The organism is Herminiimonas fonticola (assembly GCF_040395855.1).
GTDB lineage: Bacteria > Pseudomonadota > Gammaproteobacteria > Burkholderiales > Burkholderiaceae_D > Oxalicibacterium > Oxalicibacterium fonticola_A.
In genome coordinates, this window is record NZ_JBEBPO010000003.1 from 21,757 (window position 1) to 37,619 (window position 15,863).

Genomic DNA, 15,863 nt, shown 5'->3' on the forward strand with positions numbered 1-15,863 from the left:
GTGTTCACGATTCGCAAGGTTCAGGTTCAGCTGCCGCTCCACAGCGGACGCTGCTTTTCCAGAAAGGCATTTACACCGATCTTGAAATCGCGGCTGCCGTAACAGGCGCGTATCAAATCTTCGCCATCCGGCAAACCGGCCTGCGTCAGGCGGCGTATCGCCTCCTTCGATACCCGCATCGTGATCGGCGCATTGCTCGCGAGCTTTTTGCACAATGCGTCTGCAACAGCATCGAGTGCTCCTGCTTCCACCACTTCGGTGACGAAACCGGCAGCAAGCAACTCATCTGCCGCCAGCACTTCCGCCAGCAGCAAAATTCGCTTCGCGCGACCAACGCCGAACGCCGCTACCACGCGTGCAATATTCGCCATCGACAGACAGTTTCCCAAGGTGCGTGCAATCGGGATGCCGAAGCGCGAAGCAGGTGTGGCAATACGAAAATCGCACGCCGCTGCAATCGCCAGTCCGCCACCGATCGCCCAGCCGTCCACGATCGCCAGCGTCGGCATCGGCAGGGCCTCGATCTGCCCGATACGCTCATCGACGATGCGTTCATAGGCGATGCCGTCTTCGCCCGAGCTGAAGTTGCGGAACTGTTCGATATCGGTGCCGGCAACAAACGCTTCGCCACCGGCGCCACGGAAAGTGGTAACCCGTATCGAACTATCTGCGCGTATACGTTCACAAATCTCACCCAGCTCGGTATACATCGCCCACGTCATCGCATTGCGCGCTTGCGGGCGGTCGAACAGAATGGCGGCAATCCCATCCTTGATGGCAAGATGCACCCGTCCTTCGCCTGTTTTCTCCGGTTCGCTCATCGTCTGTTCTCCTGTCTGTGCATTGCTGATTGTGATTAGTTACTTTGCATATGGCGGTAACGCATCGCGCATCTAATGACTCAAACCGCGCGCATCGATCTCCCAGATGGCTTCCACCACATCGCCCCTGAAACAGACGAACTGGTCATGCAGATTGCAGGTCGGATCGCAATGACCCGGAATAAGCATGACGCGATCGCCCAGGTGATCACGCATGTCGTCCGCAGCCACCTGCAGGATGCCATGTTCGTCATTGGCCGAGACATAACGCAGCTTGTCTTCGTAGTCGCCCGCGCGCACTCTCGGCAGTCCGGAATCGACCGCTACGCCCTTAAGGCCCACATCGCATACGGCTTTGTGCGGCTTGGCCGTACTCATGATCGTGGAAAGAATGAAAAGCCCGTGCTGCGGCATATACTCGCCGGCCCACTCGTTGGAGCCGTAATGACCATCCAGGAAAATGTAGGAGCCGGGCTGCATTTCCGTATAGACGCCGCTGGCCACATCGAACTCGACGGTACCGGTTCCGGCTCCGGACACGACCGGACTTGCCACTCCGCGCGCCTCCAGAAACCGGATATATTGCGCCGTCCGATCAGCCGAACGCGCCGCTTCCAGACGCCGCTGTTCCCATGTCGCCAGATGCTGGATGCCGCCGTTATAAGCTTGCAGGCCGCCAAACTGCAAGCCGGGATAGGCAGCAATGCGATCGACCAGTGCCGCCAGGGCCTCATTACTGTCGACGCCACAGCGACCATGGCCAACATCCACTTCCGGCATCACGATGATGGTGACGCCAGCTGCGCTGGCCGCCTTGCCGATCGCATCGACCTGCGCCACATGGTCAACGCAAATACTCAATGTGATGAGACCGGCGAGTTCAACTGCCATTGCCACCTTATCGGCACCGACGAATTCATTGCTGATATGAATATTGTCAATACCGGCCCGTACAAACGGATAAGCCTCACTCAATTTCTGGCAGCAAATGCCGACCGCCCCCATCGCAATTTGCGCCCTGGAGATCGTGCTGGATTTGTGCGCCTTGGCGTGCGGCCGCAACGCCAGCCCGTTTCGCCGCGCCAGAACTGACATATTGCAGATATTGAATTCAAAAGCATCGAGATCGAGCAAAAGTGCCGGCGTACTGACTGATGCAAGCGGGTCGCCGACGCGGGCGATGGAAGGGGCTTTCAGCTTTGCCAAATCTTGCATGCGTGCTCCACAGAATGAGGTAAAAATTCGTCCGGCACCTACGAATAACAAGCGCCACACTGAAAATGCCAGTCGCACTCCCGGTCTCACAGCCACTTATTCAAGGCACTGGATCTATTTACAAGTTCGAATAATTGACATTTTTTTTAAAATGTATATTGTATTCAATATTCTAAATGTATTATTTGGAATAGCGGTAGTGAAATTCTTTATTGAAATACCCTGCTTGAAAACGGCAAGACTGCAGCCAGCAGCCATTCCGTTTTTAGCGGGAAAAATCCAGAATGCGTGCCATTGAAGTACGCAGCTGATGCAGGAGACGGGCAAAAAAGGGCTATTCCGCCCACACAAAGGAGACAGTAGCATGCAAAAAAATCTTATTCGCCAGCCGATGAAAGTCGGACTCTTCCTCACCTCGATGTGCGTTGCCTTGAGCGCGGCAGCCTGGGAGCCCAGCAAACCGGTAGAACTGGTCGTGCCATTCAGCGCAGGCGGTGCATCCGATCAAATGGCACGTTCGATTCAAGGCATCATTACCAAACACAATCTGATGAAGCAGCCGATCATCGTGACCAACAAGGCAGGTGCAAGCGGCGCGGAAGGATTGCTGGATCTCAAGGCCTCACCGGGTGATCCGAACAAGATCATCGTCTCATCATCATCGATTTACACCACCCCGCTGGCAACCAATCTCCCCTTCAACTGGCGCGACCTGACACCGATTGCAGTGATTGCACAAGATGCATTCGTGTTCTGGACCAACACCGAAGCCGGCTACAAAACCCCGAATGACTATCTGGCCGACGTCAAGAAAAAACCGGAAACCTTCAAGATGGGTGGCACCAGTTCCAAACGTGAAGATCACATGATCACCACGATGATCGAAAAGAAAACCGGCACCAAGTTTCTGTACATTCCTTACAAGGGCGGTGGTGAAGCAGCCACTCAACTCTCCGGCAAACACATCGATTCCGATACAAATAATCCATCCGAATCCGTCTCGCAATGGCGTGCCGGCCAGCATCAGGCGCTGTGTGTATTTTCCAACAAACGCATTGCATATACCGCCAAGGTAACGACAACGCAAGCCTGGTCCGATATTCCTACCTGCAAGGAAAAAGGACTCGACGTCAGTTATGAAATGATCCGTATTTTCATGATGCCGGGCGGCGTCAAGCCGGAACAGGCGCAGTTTTACGTCGACCTGCTGAAAAAGGTAACGGAGACGCCTGAATGGAAAGCCTATCTCGAGAAAAATGCGCTGCAGGGCGAGTTCATGAGCGGCAATACCTTGACTGCATTCCTGGCAAAAGATGAACAGCTACACCGTGAAATCATGAAGGAAGCAGGTTTCCTCATCGCGAAATAAATCGCGTCATCACCTTGATTCAATGGCCGGCATGGCTGCATTGCATGCACGGTCATTGAATCACTTTACGGACAAGCGAACATGAATACTCCCGAATCACCCGCCGAAGCAGCAGAACATTCACGCGCAGTTATCTCCTTCCGTACCGCCGAAATCATCGTCGCCATTGCGCTCATAGTGGGAGCGCTCATAGTCAGCTGGAGTAATTACCAGTTAGGTGCAGGATGGGGGCGATACGGCCCGGAAGCCGGTTATTTCCCCATGCGTCTGGCCATCATCGTGGTAATCGCCAGCATAGTCGTACTGGTACATGCCATCCGCAACAACGATCAAACGCCCTTTCTCGAAGTCGAGCAGGCGCGCATGGTGGCAGTCATTCTGCTGCCGCTGCTGGTGTTCGTTTTTGCCATCAAGTATCTCGGCATCTACGTCGCGTCGACGTTTTTCATCGCTGCCTTCATGTATTTTCTCGGCAAATTCATCTGGTGGAAATGTGTCCTCATATCGAGCTGCGTCATGCTGGCGTTCTTTTTCATATTTGAAATTCAGTTCAAGGTGCCATTGCCAAAAGGCCCTCTGGAAAACTGGTTAGGCTTCTAAGGAAAAACATGGACGAGCTCAATTCATTAATGCAAGGCTTCGGCCACGTTCTCGGCTGGCAAAATATTGGCTTGATGCTCATTGGTATTCTGCTGGGAATCGTGGTGGGTGTGCTGCCAGGTCTCGGCGGGCCGAACGGCGTCGCCATTCTTTTGCCGCTGACGTTTTCAATGCACCCCACATCGGCCATCATCCTGTTGTCATGCATTTACTGGGGTGCCTTGTTCGGTGGCGCCATTACCTCGATCCTGTTCAATATCCCGGGAGAGGCGTGGTCGGTGGCGACCACCTTCGACGGTTATCCGCTGGCGCAGCAGGGCAAGGCCGGACAGGCGCTGACCACCGCCTTTACCGGCTCCTGCATAGGCGCCCTGTTCGGTGTCTTGATCATTACCTTCCTCGCACCGCTGGTTGCCAAGTTCGCGCTGCGTTTCGGCCCACCGGAATTTTTCGCGGTTTATTTCCTGACGTTCTGCAGTTTTATCGGCATGGGCAAGGAACCTAAAGCCAAGATCATCATTGCCATGTGCATCGGCTTCCTGCTGGCGGCGGTAGGCATGGATACGGTATCAGGGCAATTGCGGATGACGTTCGACTTCCCTGAACTGTTGCGCGGGTTCGACTTCCTGGTGGCGGTGATCGGCTTGTTCGGTGTCGGTGAAATCCTGATCACAATGGAAGAAGGACTGGCGTTCAAGGGCAAGAAGGCAGACATCGATCTCAAGGTCGTATTCAGGACGTGGGCAATGTTGCCGCGCTACTGGGTAACGCTGCTGCGTTCGTCCATCATCGGCTGCTGGCTCGGCATTACGCCAGGCGGCGCAACCGCAGCTTCGTTCATGGGCTACGGCATGGCAAAGAAAATGTCGCGCAATCCTGATGCATTTGGCACTGGTGCGATCGAAGGCGTACTGGCACCGGAAACTGCAGCGCATGCGGCCGGCACCAGCGCACTGCTGCCTATGCTTGCACTCGGGATTCCAGGTTCGGCCACGGCCGCAGTACTGCTGGGCGGCTTGATGATCTGGGGACTGCAACCGGGACCGATGCTGTTCGTTGAACAGAAGGAATTCGTCTGGAGTCTGATTGCCAGCATGTACCTGGGTAACATCGCCGGCTTGCTGGTGGTGCTGAGTACCGTGCCGCTGTTTGCTGCGATCCTGCGGATTCCGTTTTCGATTATTGCGCCGGCCATCATGGTGGTGTGCGCAATCGGCGCCTTTACCGTACATAACGCGCAGTTCGATATCTGGCTGATGGTGGTCTTCGGCGTAGTCGGTTATATCTTCAAGAAGCTGGACTATCCATTGGCGCCTATGGTGCTGGCGCTGGTGCTGGGGGATCGCGCCGAAGATGCGTTCCGCCAGACGATGGTGGGTTCCAAAGGTGGATTGGGCGTATTCTGGAGCAGCGGCCTGGTCGGTACGATCATGACGCTGGCGCTCATATCATTGCTCTGGCCCTTGATCAGCAGTGCATGGAAACACTTTCGCCAGCCTGCCGGCACGGCGATCGCTGTAGACGGGTAAGAACATTTTCACGCATCAAAAACAAAAAAGCCTGGCGCTCGATGCGCCAGGCTTTTTTCTTGTGTCCGATACTTATTTTTTGACTGTTGCGGTATCGCCGTTGGCTGCGCGCTCAGCGGCTTCACGCAAATCAGCCATCACGGAATCGCGCTTGTCGAGCAAATGCTGGCGCAGAATTGCAGCCAGCCGCTTGCCGTCACGCGTTTCCAGCGCCTTGATCATTTCATCATGCTCCTGAATCGCACGATCCCACTTCTCTTCCTTGAAATTGGACTTGAAACGCAAAGCCAGCAGGCGCCGGTTGATCGACAGATAAATCTGTCGCAGCATGGAATTGCGCGCCGCCTCGTTGATCTTGTTGTGTATCGTCTGGTTGCGACTGTAATAACCAGGCAAATCGTTCTGCGCCCGGCATACCAGCATCGCTTCATGCAAGACCTTGATGTCGGCGATTTCAGCCGGCGAAATACGCTCCGCTGCCAACTCGCCGGACAGGGCTTCCAGGCCGCTCATCATTTCAAACGCTTCCCAGATTTCGTTGTCGTTCATCTTGGATACGAATGCACCACGATTCGGCGCAATGTCGATCAAGCCTTCCGAAGCAAGCACCTTCATCGCCTCGCGCAACGGTGTACGCGAAATACCCAGGCGCTCGCACACTTCGCGTTCATTCAGTTTCATGCCCGGCGCCAACACGCCTTCGATGATCAGGTTTTGCAAATGCTCCACCACGGCATCGTGCAAACGCTGCCGTTCTACTCTCGGCAAGAGTGGACTGCTATTGTTATTTTCACTACTACCAAATGTATTTTGCATGCTAAGTCCGATGTGATTTTTGTCTATTTTAATCTAATTGCCTGCGCTGTGACGCAGTGCGTCACACAGCGTGATCGCCGGTCTTCGCCAATCACCCCTTCCATGTTCAGAGATCGAAACTGCAACGGTGAGCCAGTGTTTCGGAACACCGACAAGATGCGGCAAAAAACAGTCAAAGCAAGCCTGAATCGCTGCAAATGACTTTACTAATCAAAATCACTCTGATAAAGTATTTTGTATGCAATATTCAATAATACGAAGTTTTCTTCAGGAGAATTAAATGTTGAAGCTCGACTTTCACCCTGCCGGCCGCCATTTCCTGCAAATCCCGGGCCCCAGCCCTGTACCAGACCGCATCCTGCGTGCAATGAGTTATCCAACCATCGATCATCGCGGCCCTGAATTCGGTGCGCTGGGATTGAAAGTTCTGTCCGGCATCCAGAAGATTTTCAAAACGACACAGCCGGTCATCATTTACCCGGCATCCGGTACCGGCGCATGGGAAGCAGCATTGAGCAATACGCTCAGCCCGGGCGACACGGTACTGATGTATGAGACCGGACACTTCGCGACATTGTGGAAAAAAATGGCGGAAGCGCTGGGCCTCAAACCCGAGTTCATCGGCCTGCCCGGTATCGAAGGCTGGCGGCGCGGCGTACAAGCCGATGCAATTGAAGCACGCCTGCGTGCCGATACCGCACATGTCATCAAGGCCGTATGCGTCGTGCACAACGAAACCTCTACCGGCGTGACATCCAATATCGCAGAAGTACGCAAGGCGATTGATGCCGCCGGCCATCCCGCACTCTTGCTGGTCGATACGATTTCCGGCCTCGCTGCGGCAGACTATCGTCATGATGAATGGGGCGTGGACGTCACCGTATCCGGTTCGCAAAAAGGCTTGATGCTGCCGCCGGGAATCAGCTTCAATGCCGTTTCCAAAAAAGCGATCGCCGCCAGCAAGCACGCCAAACTGCCGCGTGCATTCTGGGACTGGACCGACATCATTGAAATGAACAAGACCGGCTACTGGCCTTACACCCCGAACACCAATCTGCTGTACGGCTTGCACGAAGCACTCGACATGATCCTCGATGAAGGACTGGACAATGTATTCGCGCGTCATCAGCGTCTGGCAACAGCCTGTCGCGCTGCGGTCACGGCCTGGGGGCTGGAAGTGCAATGTGCCGATCCTGCCGTGTATTCGCCGATTCTGACCGGGGTAATGACGCCTGAAGGTATCGATGCCGACGTCGTGCGCAAGACGATTTACGAACGCTTCAACATGTCGCTGGGCACCGGACTCGGCAAGATGAAAGGCCGCATGTTCCGCATCGGTCATCTGGGCGAAGCCAACGATCTGAGTCTGATGGCAACGCTGGCCGGCTGCGAAATGGGTTTGAAACTCGCCGGCATCAAGCTGGCTGGCAGCGGCGTGACTGCCGCGATGGATTTCCTTGCCGAGCAAAAAATCCCGCCCTTGAAAATTGCCGCCTGATGTGAGGCGTGTGCAAGCACGCCGCGTAGCTTGAACTTGCTGTTTGTTCCAGAAAAGGATGTATTGAAAATGCCTGTCAAGCCGATTCACCTTGTTCCATCGAATACACCTGGCAGCAGTCCACTGGCAAAACGTTTGCGCAAGGAGTTACGCGGCGATGTCTTGTTCGGCAATGCCGACCGCGGCCGCTACGCAACCGATGCATCGATCTACCAGATCATGCCGATCGGGGTCGTAGTGCCGCGCGATCAGGCCGATCTCTTGCTGTGTCTCGATATCGCACGCGCGGAAAATACTCCCATCCTTGCACGTGGCGGCGGCACCAGCCAATGCGGTCAGACGGTTGGTGAAGCGCTAGTCATCGATAGCAGCAAATGGCTCAACAACATCGTCGATTTCGATCCGAAAAACCGCAGCATCACCGTAGAACCGGGCATGGTGCTCGACCATCTCAACGCATGGCTCAAACCGCACGGTTTGTGGTTTCCGGTTGACGTATCCACTGCCGCGCAATGCACGATAGGCGGCATGGCCGGCAACAACTCTTGCGGCTCGCGTTCCATCGAGTACGGCAACATGGTACACAACGTGCTGGCCATCGATGCGGTGCTCGCCGATGGCACGCAAGGCCGGTTTGAAGCGCTGGGCAACATGGCTCAAACCGCGCGCCTGCAGAATATTGTGCAACGCCTGCAGCGCATCGCAACACGCGAGCGGCAGGAAATCATCGAACGCATCCCGAAAGTATTGCGCCGTGTAGGCGGTTACAACATCGATCTGTTCGATTGTCAAAACCCGCGCAATTACACCGACGACGGCAGTGCCAATCTGGCGCATATTCTGGTCGGCTCCGAAGGCACGCTGGCTTTCAGCCGCCAGCTGGTGCTGAAGCTCGCACCTTTGCCGAAACACAAAGTACTGGGCGTGATCAACTTCCCTACCTTTTACAAGGGAATGGATGCCGCGCAGCACATCGTCAAGCTGAATCCGACTGCCGTTGAACTGGTCGATCGCACGATGATCGATCTTTCGCTGAATAATCCGGCATTCCGCCCGGTGATAGAAAAAGCCCTGGTTGGCAGTCCGCAAGCCATCCTGCTGGTCGAATTTGCCGGCGACGACAAGGCAGGCCTGCTTGAAAAACTCGCTGCCCTGGCGGACCTGATGAGCGATCTCAGCCTGCCGGGCTCTGTCGTCAACATGGTCGATGCCAATGAACAAAAATCCTTGTGGGATGTACGCAAGGCCGGCCTCAACATCATGATGAGCATGAAAGGCGACGGCAAACCCGTTTCCTTTATCGAAGACTGCGCAGTGCCGCTGGTGCACCTGGCCGAATACACCGACCGCCTGACCGAAGTGTTCCACAAATACCATACCGAAGGCACCTGGTATGCCCATGCCAGCGTCGGTACGCTGCACGTACGGCCTATCCTCGACATGCGTCGCGATGGCGCTGCCAGCATGCGCAAGATTGCTGAAGAAGCATCGGAGCTGGTGCGCGAATACAAGGGCGCCTATTCAGGCGAACATGGCGATGGCTTGTGTCGCGGCGAATGGGTGGCGTGGCAGTACGGCCCGCACATCAACCATGCATTCAGCGAAATCAAGAACCTGTTCGACCCGGACAATCGCTTCAATCCGGACAAGATCGTGCGGCCGCCGAAGATGGACGACAAAAGCAATTTCCGTTTTGCGCCCGGCTATCAGGAACTGCCTGTCAAGACGCAGATGGACTGGTCGGCCTGGGACGTCACGCGCGATCCGGCCACTGGCCTGGAAACCGCAGCCGGCACCGGCAACGACCGTACCGGCGGTTTGGCCAAGGCAGTTGAAATGTGCAACAACAATGGCCACTGTCGCAAATTCGATGCCGGCACCATGTGCCCGAGCTATCGCATCACCAAGGATGAAAAACATCTGACGCGCGGCCGCGCCAATACACTGCGCCTGGCCCTGTCCGGCCAGTTGGGTGAAGAAGGTCTGGCCAGTCAGGATGTGAAAGACACGCTGGATCTGTGCGTCTCCTGCAAGGGCTGCAAACGCGATTGCCCGACCGGTGTCGACATGGCAAAAATGAAAATCGAGGCACGAGCCGCATGGGCGAATAGACACGGCAGCACCCTGCGCGAAAAAATGATCGCCTTCATGCCGCGCTATGCCCCGTTCGCCAGCAAAATCGGCGGCTTGCTGGCAATGGCCAACGAGATTCCCGTGCTGTCGAACTGGGTGAAAAAAGGCCTGGGCCTGGCGCAGCAACGTGCGTTCCCGCGCTTCAAGCGCTCCTTCCTGTCACGCCGCAGAGATGTTCACCACACATCAACCGGCAAGGAAGTGCTGCTGTTCGTCGATACCTTCAACAACTACATGGAACCGGAGAACGCAGCCGCCGCACAAGCGGTTCTCGAAGCGGCAGGCTACACCGTGCATTTCAACGTACAGGCTGGCGAACGCCCGCTTTGCTGTGGCCGCACCTATCTGTCGGCCGGCCTGGTCGAGCAGGCAAAACAGGAAGCGCGCCGCACACTCGATGCATTGAAACCGTTTGTCGAGCGCGGCGTCGCCATCGTCGGTCTCGAACCGTCCTGCCTGCTGTCGCTGCGGGATGAATTCCTCAATTACGGATATGGCGAAGAAGCCGCAAAACTTGCCAACATGGCTTATCTGTTTGAAGAATTTCTCGTGCATGAACATGCTGCAGGCCGCCTTGCACTGGACCTCAAACCGCTAGCCTCGCAGAAGGCGATGGTGCACGGTCATTGCCACCAGAAAGCATTCGATGCCTTGCATCCGGTGCAAACCGTGCTGAAGTGGATTCCGCAACTCGACGTCGCCGTCATCGAATCTTCCTGCTGTGGCATGGCGGGCAGTTTCGGGTATGAAGCCGAGCATTATGCGGCGTCGCAAGCAATGGGCGAACTGTCTCTTTTCCCTGCCATTCGCAAAGCTGAAAGCGGCACGATCTTCGTCGCGGACGGCACCAGCTGCAGGCATCAGATTGCCGATGGTACGCATGAAAATGCCATGCACGTTGCACGTGTCCTGGCGGCGGCACTGCAAGGCGATTGAAGCAAACCTGATCGGTACGCAATGAGAACCAAATCGTGCAGCCTTCTTTATAATGCTGGTATGCCGCATCGCAATCATTTATCGGCCTGAAGCGATACATGCGCGCAATGCCTGATTCCATTCAGGCTACTATGTGCATCACACTCTCATTTCTGTTCGTTCATGACTACTTACGCAATTGGCGACCTGCAGGGTTGCCACACGCAACTGCTGGCGCTGCTGGATAAAATCGATGCGGTCACGCCGCATGCGCAACTGGTCTTCGTCGGCGACATAGTCAATCGCGGGCCGAAATCCCTGGCAACACTGCGCCACATATATGGCTTGAAACAGCGTGCCCGCATCGTGCTCGGCAATCACGATTTGAATTTGCTGGCAGTCGCCTGCGGCTTGCGCAAACCGCACCATGCGGACACGCTAGCCGACATTCTCGCAGCGCACGATCGCGAAGAATTACTGACCTGGCTGCGCCACCAACCGCTGGCACTGGAACAGGATGGGCATTTGTGCGTGCACGCCGGCGTGCTGCCGCAATGGAGTACGCAACAAACGCTGGCGCTTTCACGCGAAGTGGAAACCGTATTGCAAGGTGAAAACTGGGTAGCGTTTTTGCAGCAGATGTATGGCAATGAACCGGCACGCTGGGACGACGACCTGCAAGGTGCGGATCGTTTGCGCTGCATCATCAATGCACTGACGCGCCTGCGCTTTTGCCAGCCGGATGGCAGCATGGATTTCAAAACCACCGAAGCTGCGGAAAATGCACCGGCCGGCTTGCTGCCCTGGTTCGATTGTCCGGATCGCAAAACCGCAGCTAGTCCCGTCGTCTTCGGCCACTGGTCTACGCTGGGTTTGCTGATGCGCCCTAATCTGTTGGGTCTGGATACCGGTTGTGTATGGGGCGGCAAGCTGACCGCAGTCAATCTGCAGGATAGAACGACCATACAGGTAGCCTGCCCGCAGCATCAGCGGCCAGGCAAAAAAAACTAGGCCACCTGCACCTGTTCCGCACGTTCAGCATAGCCGAGCGTGTCTGCAATAGACTCGCGCGCTGCCTGCGCCAGCTCGCGCCTGTGCGCACCGGCGGTATCTATCGTCGGCAGCACGATCAGTTGCGCCGTCATTTTGCGCGTTTTCATGATCAGCAACATGCTGTCGACAAAGCTCATGTCGCCAATAAAATCTGCCGCTGAATGCAGATTGCCGTGCTCATCCACATAACGTATTGCGTACGGCTGTACCGGCACCTGCGCTTCAATCGCGGCTTCAAACAGATTGGCATGAAAAGGCAGCAGGCTGCCTTGCGCCACCGTCGTGCCTTCGGGGAAAAATGCAATACGTTCGCCGGCTTCTATGCTGTGCACCAGACCTGCGTACACCCGTCTTACTTCGCGCTGCTTGCCGCGTGCAATAAAGATCGTGCCGCCTTGTGCGCACAGCCAGCCCAGCACCGGCCATTTGCGAATATCTGCCTTGGCCACAAAGCGGCACGGCTGCTGGGAATTGATGACGAATATATCCAGCCACGAAACATGATTGGCCACGATCAGTGCACGGTGCACCGGCACTGCGCCTGGCAGCAAATCCACCTTGATATGCAAGATCGACAGCAAGCCTGCAGCCCATTTTTGACTGAGCCTATCGTGGCTGGCCGAAGCGACCCAGGGGAAAACGAAAGCAGCAGTAGCCAGGCCGCGCAGCAAATGCAGCATCACGCGTACAAACGGCACGACTATCATGCACGCACCTGCGAGCGGAGAAACGGATACATCTGCGTCATCAGCGAAATGGCGCTTAGCGTTGATACGCGATATGGCCTGCCACGATCGTCGTCTTCACCTGGCCGCTCAATTCATAGCCGAGGAAAGGCGTATGTTTGCCCTGGCTGGCCAGGACTTTGGCAGCCACCGTCCAGCGTGCTGCCGGATCGAACAGGCAGATATCGGCCACGCTGCCAACCGCCAACTGTCCCGATGGCAGGCCGACTATGCGGGCAGCATCGGCGGTGATCTTGGAGATCGCCTGCACTAACGTTTGCGATTGTGATTGCTTGTCTTGATCGGCACAATTTTCAGCCCATTTCAAGGCCAGCGACAACAGCAATTCCAGACCGGTAGCGCCTGGCGATGCCTCGCCAAAAGGCAGCAGTTTTTCATCATCATCGACCGGCGTATGGTCGGAACAGATCGCATCGATGGTACCGTCCAGCAACGCGCGGTGTATTGCATCGCGATCGCGCTGGCTGCGCAAAGGCGGCGTCAGTCGCGCATTGGAATCGAAGAAGCCGATATCGTTTTCGGTCAGGTGTATATGATGCGCGCCCACGTCGCAGCTGATCGGCAAACCTTCCTGTTTCGCCGCCCGCACCAGCTCGAGTCCTGCTGCACTGGACATGCGGCACAGATGCACGCGCGTGCCGGTAACGCGCACCAGTTCCAGTATCGTATGCAAGGCAATCGTCTCGGCCATGACCGGCACGCCGGACAAACCCAGTCGCGAAGCGACCGGCCCGCTGTGCGCCACACCCTTGCGGCCCAGATGCGGATCTTGCGGACGCAACCACACTGTGTAGTCAAACGTTTTCGCGTACTGCATCGCACGCAACAGCACGGTGGTGTCGAGTATCGGTTGATCGGCTTGCGCAAAACCGATACAGCCGGCATCGGTGAGTTCCGCCATCTCGGTCAGCGCTTCACCCTTCAGGCCCATCGTCAAGGCACCGAGCGGATAGACATGGGCCTGATTCAGCGACTTGGCTCTATGCTTGAGCATCTCTACCAGACCCGGTTCATCCAGCACCGGATCGGTATCCGGCGGACAGACCAGGCTGGTCACGCCGCCCTGTATTGCTGCCTGCATCTCGGATTCCAGCGTGGCCTTATGCTCGTAACCGGGCTCGCGCAAGCGTGCACTCAGATCAACCAGGCCGGGTGCAACGACCAGGCCGCTGGCATCGATCACCTTGGCGGCAACAAAACCCTCAGGCGCTTGTCCTATGCCGACAATTTTTCCTGCTGCGACAAAGACATCCTGTTTTGCATCGATACCATTCGCTGGATCGATCAGACGGCCATTCTTGATGTGGATTTTCATCTTTTAATTTCCCGCCAAAATACTCATCACTGCCATCCGCACCGCAATGCCGAATGTCACTTGCGGCAGTATCACTGCCTGCTTGCCGTCTGCCACTGCCGATTCGATTTCGACGCCGCGATTCATCGGACCCGGATGCATGACGATGGCATCCGGTTTGGCCAGCGCGAGGCGCTCGGTCGTCAAGCCGTAGCTCTTGAAGAATTCCTGCGCTGAAGGCAGCAAGGCACCGCTCATGCGTTCGTTCTGCAAGCGCAGCATGATGATGACGTCGACGTCCTTCAAACCCTTGTCGATGTCAGTGAAGACACGTACGCCCATCTGTTCCAGTCCGCTAGGTAGCAGGGTGCGCGGGCCGATGGCGCGCACTTCGGGCACACCCAAGGTGGTCAATGCATGAATATCGGAGCGTGCCACGCGACTGTGCAAAATATCGCCGACGATGGCAACCGTCAGATTGCTGAAGTCCTTCTTGTAGTGACGGATCGTGTACATATCCAGCAAACCCTGGGTCGGATGTGCATGACGGCCATCGCCTGCATTGACGACGTGCACATGCGATTGCCCGGTATCGCCCAGATGTTTTGCAATCAGATACGGCGCGCCGGATTCTGCATGACGCACGACAAACATGTCCGCGTGCATCGCAGCCAGATTGTCTATCGTATCCAGCAGCGATTCGCCTTTGCTGGAACTCGATGCGGAAATATTCAGGTTGATCACATCGGCCGACAAACGCTTGGATGCAATCTCGAAGGTAGTACGGGTGCGCGTCGAATTTTCAAAGAACAGATTGAACACGCTCTTGCCGCGCATCAGCGGCACTTTTTTCACTTCACGATCACCGATGCTGACAAACGACGAAGCCGTATCGAGGATGTGAATGATGTTGGACTTTGGCAGCCCTTCTATCGTGAGCAAATGTTGCAACTCACCATTTTTATTCAGTTGCGGATTAAGCATGATCCACCGTCAGGGAAAAGCGGCCGTCATCGGCCCGTTGAAGTACCAGCGATCGCTGGTCTGGAATGGAAAGTGTCTGTGCTACAAAATCGGCAGCAATCGGCAACTCGCGACCACCGCGATCTGCCAAAGCCGCCAGCATGATGCGCGCCGGGCGACCGTAGTCGAACAATTCATTGATCGCCGCGCGCGTGGTGCGTCCGGTGTACAAGACGTCATCAACCAGCAAAATGGTCGCGCCGTCCACATCGAATGGAATTTGCGTCGGCTTGATGTCGGGACGCAAACCTTTCTCCGCGAAATCATCACGATAAAACGAGACGTCGATAAAGCCCAGACGTTCAGTCAGTTGCAGCTCGGTTGCCAGGCGTTCTGCCAGCCACGCACCGCCGGAATAAATACCGACGATGGCGACGTTCTCGGCTTTTGCCAGACCGGTTTTTACTTGTTGCGCCAGCACTTGATACAAGGCTTCAGCGTCGAGCTCAGGATTCGGATTCGGTATGGTCATCGAAGTATTGTTGCAAGATGATTGCAGCTGCCTGATCGTCGATCAGATCGCCGCGTTGATGAGAAATCACTGCGGATGAATAACGCTCATCCACCAGCACCGTTGCCACGTCAAAGCGTCCATGCAATTGATTCGCGAAGCGGCGGCAGCGCACTGTCATTTCATGCTCCGCACCATCCGGGTGGCGCGGCAGGCCGACGATGCACAAGGCAGGCTGCCATTGCGTGACCAGTTCGGCGATCGCCGCAAATTTTGCGTCGTTGGTCGCCGCGCTGATGATCGTCAGCGGTTGCGCCTGCTTCAATAAGGTATTACCCACTGCAACGCCGATGCGCTTCAAGCCGAAATCGAAACCCAGTACGGTTTCCACTAGGATACA

The 15,863-nt window shown here is 56.0% G+C and carries 14 protein-coding genes; 6 read left to right on the forward strand and 8 right to left on the reverse strand.

Annotated elements, in window-relative coordinates; all coding sequences use genetic code 11:
* Nucleotides 1-26: 26 nt before the first annotated feature.
* Together ABWP27_RS01040 and ABWP27_RS01045 are read right to left on the reverse strand one after the other, a co-directional pair.
* A complete protein-coding gene (locus ABWP27_RS01040) occupies nt 27-821 on the reverse strand; it encodes an enoyl-CoA hydratase/isomerase family protein (protein WP_353152514.1) in 795 nt (264 codons plus the stop codon).
* A gap of 72 nt (nt 822-893) precedes the next feature.
* The gene (locus ABWP27_RS01045; protein WP_353152516.1) at nt 894-2,036 is read right to left on the reverse strand and encodes a DSD1 family PLP-dependent enzyme; all 1,143 of its coding nucleotides are present in this window, start codon (nt 2,034-2,036) and stop codon (nt 894-896) included.
* 364 nt (nt 2,037-2,400) lie between these two features.
* On the opposite strand from ABWP27_RS01045, the gene ABWP27_RS01050 reads away from it, so the two are divergent.
* From ABWP27_RS01050 to ABWP27_RS01060, 3 genes are all read left to right on the forward strand, one after another.
* The gene (locus ABWP27_RS01050; protein WP_353152518.1) at nt 2,401-3,405 is read left to right on the forward strand and encodes a Bug family tripartite tricarboxylate transporter substrate binding protein; all 1,005 of its coding nucleotides are present in this window, start codon (nt 2,401-2,403) and stop codon (nt 3,403-3,405) included.
* A gap of 81 nt (nt 3,406-3,486) precedes the next feature.
* Entirely contained in the window at nt 3,487-4,005 is a 519-nt protein-coding gene (locus ABWP27_RS01055) for a tripartite tricarboxylate transporter TctB family protein (RefSeq protein ID WP_353152520.1), read from the forward strand.
* Between the two features lie 8 nt (nt 4,006-4,013).
* Complete coding sequence (locus ABWP27_RS01060) at nt 4,014-5,534, forward strand: tripartite tricarboxylate transporter permease (RefSeq protein WP_353152522.1); 1,521 nt, start codon at nt 4,014-4,016, stop codon at nt 5,532-5,534.
* 72 nt (nt 5,535-5,606) lie between these two features.
* Here ABWP27_RS01060 and ABWP27_RS01065 read toward each other — a convergent pair whose 3' ends face one another.
* A complete protein-coding gene (locus ABWP27_RS01065) occupies nt 5,607-6,350 on the reverse strand; it encodes a GntR family transcriptional regulator (RefSeq protein WP_353152524.1) in 744 nt (247 codons plus the stop codon).
* A 280-nt stretch (nt 6,351-6,630) separates the two neighbouring features.
* On the opposite strand from ABWP27_RS01065, the gene ABWP27_RS01070 reads away from it, so the two are divergent.
* The 3 genes from ABWP27_RS01070 (at nt 6,631) to ABWP27_RS01080 (ending at nt 11,907) form a co-directional block, all read left to right on the forward strand.
* Nucleotides 6,631-7,848 (forward strand): pyridoxal-phosphate-dependent aminotransferase family protein, encoded by a 1,218-nt coding sequence (locus ABWP27_RS01070; RefSeq protein WP_353152526.1) that lies wholly within the window; start codon nt 6,631-6,633, stop codon nt 7,846-7,848.
* A 69-nt stretch (nt 7,849-7,917) separates the two neighbouring features.
* Nucleotides 7,918-10,917 (forward strand): FAD-binding and (Fe-S)-binding domain-containing protein, encoded by a 3,000-nt coding sequence (locus ABWP27_RS01075; protein WP_353152528.1) that lies wholly within the window; start codon nt 7,918-7,920, stop codon nt 10,915-10,917.
* A gap of 162 nt (nt 10,918-11,079) precedes the next feature.
* Nucleotides 11,080-11,907 carry a symmetrical bis(5'-nucleosyl)-tetraphosphatase gene (locus ABWP27_RS01080; protein ID WP_353152530.1) on the forward strand — a complete coding sequence of 276 codons (828 nt, stop codon included), beginning with the start codon at nt 11,080-11,082 and terminating at the stop codon, nt 11,905-11,907.
* On the opposite strand, the gene ABWP27_RS01085 is transcribed toward ABWP27_RS01080, so the two are convergent.
* From ABWP27_RS01085 to ruvX, 5 genes are read right to left on the reverse strand one after another with little or no spacing between them, the layout of a single operon-like run.
* A complete protein-coding gene (locus tag ABWP27_RS01085) occupies nt 11,904-12,656 on the reverse strand; it encodes a lysophospholipid acyltransferase family protein (RefSeq protein WP_353152532.1) in 753 nt (250 codons plus the stop codon). The genes ABWP27_RS01080 and ABWP27_RS01085 overlap by 4 nt on opposite strands.
* Before the next feature lie 55 nt (nt 12,657-12,711).
* Nucleotides 12,712-14,010, reverse strand: coding sequence for a dihydroorotase (locus tag ABWP27_RS01090; protein WP_353152534.1), 1,299 nt, complete (start codon nt 14,008-14,010; stop codon nt 12,712-12,714).
* 3 nt (nt 14,011-14,013) lie between these two features.
* The gene (locus ABWP27_RS01095) at nt 14,014-14,973 is read right to left on the reverse strand and encodes an aspartate carbamoyltransferase catalytic subunit (RefSeq protein WP_353152536.1); all 960 of its coding nucleotides are present in this window, start codon (nt 14,971-14,973) and stop codon (nt 14,014-14,016) included.
* Nucleotides 14,966-15,484: a bifunctional pyr operon transcriptional regulator/uracil phosphoribosyltransferase PyrR gene (gene pyrR, locus ABWP27_RS01100; RefSeq protein ID WP_353152538.1), complete on the reverse strand. Its 519-nt coding sequence runs from the start codon at nt 15,482-15,484 to the stop codon at nt 14,966-14,968. The genes ABWP27_RS01095 and pyrR overlap by 8 nt, the downstream gene beginning before the upstream one ends.
* The gene (gene ruvX / locus ABWP27_RS01105; RefSeq protein WP_353152540.1) at nt 15,459-15,854 is read right to left on the reverse strand and encodes a Holliday junction resolvase RuvX; all 396 of its coding nucleotides are present in this window, start codon (nt 15,852-15,854) and stop codon (nt 15,459-15,461) included. Before ruvX ends, pyrR begins: the two co-directional genes overlap by 26 nt.
* Nucleotides 15,855-15,863: the final 9 nt, after the last annotated feature.

Excerpts from the sequence above, each read along its gene's own strand:
- ABWP27_RS01040 (WP_353152514.1), bottom strand. The coding sequence starts at position 821 with ATGAGCGAACCGGAGAAAACAGGCGAAGGACGGGTGCATCTTGCCATC.
- ABWP27_RS01045 (WP_353152516.1), bottom strand. The coding sequence starts at position 2,036 with ATGCAAGATTTGGCAAAGCTGAAAGCCCCTTCCATCGCCCGCGTCGGC.
- ABWP27_RS01050 (WP_353152518.1), top strand. The coding sequence starts at position 2,401 with ATGCAAAAAAATCTTATTCGCCAGCCGATGAAAGTCGGACTCTTCCTC.
- ABWP27_RS01055 (WP_353152520.1), top strand. The coding sequence starts at position 3,487 with ATGAATACTCCCGAATCACCCGCCGAAGCAGCAGAACATTCACGCGCA.
- ABWP27_RS01060 (WP_353152522.1), top strand. The coding sequence starts at position 4,014 with ATGGACGAGCTCAATTCATTAATGCAAGGCTTCGGCCACGTTCTCGGC.
- ABWP27_RS01065 (WP_353152524.1), bottom strand. The coding sequence starts at position 6,350 with ATGCAAAATACATTTGGTAGTAGTGAAAATAACAATAGCAGTCCACTC.
- ABWP27_RS01070 (WP_353152526.1), top strand. The coding sequence starts at position 6,631 with ATGTTGAAGCTCGACTTTCACCCTGCCGGCCGCCATTTCCTGCAAATC.
- ABWP27_RS01075 (WP_353152528.1), top strand. The coding sequence starts at position 7,918 with ATGCCTGTCAAGCCGATTCACCTTGTTCCATCGAATACACCTGGCAGC.
- ABWP27_RS01080 (WP_353152530.1), top strand. The coding sequence starts at position 11,080 with ATGACTACTTACGCAATTGGCGACCTGCAGGGTTGCCACACGCAACTG.
- ABWP27_RS01085 (WP_353152532.1), bottom strand. The coding sequence starts at position 12,656 with ATGATAGTCGTGCCGTTTGTACGCGTGATGCTGCATTTGCTGCGCGGC.
- ABWP27_RS01090 (WP_353152534.1), bottom strand. The coding sequence starts at position 14,010 with ATGAAAATCCACATCAAGAATGGCCGTCTGATCGATCCAGCGAATGGT.
- ABWP27_RS01095 (WP_353152536.1), bottom strand. The coding sequence starts at position 14,973 with ATGCTTAATCCGCAACTGAATAAAAATGGTGAGTTGCAACATTTGCTC.
- pyrR (WP_353152538.1), bottom strand. The coding sequence starts at position 15,484 with ATGACCATACCGAATCCGAATCCTGAGCTCGACGCTGAAGCCTTGTAT.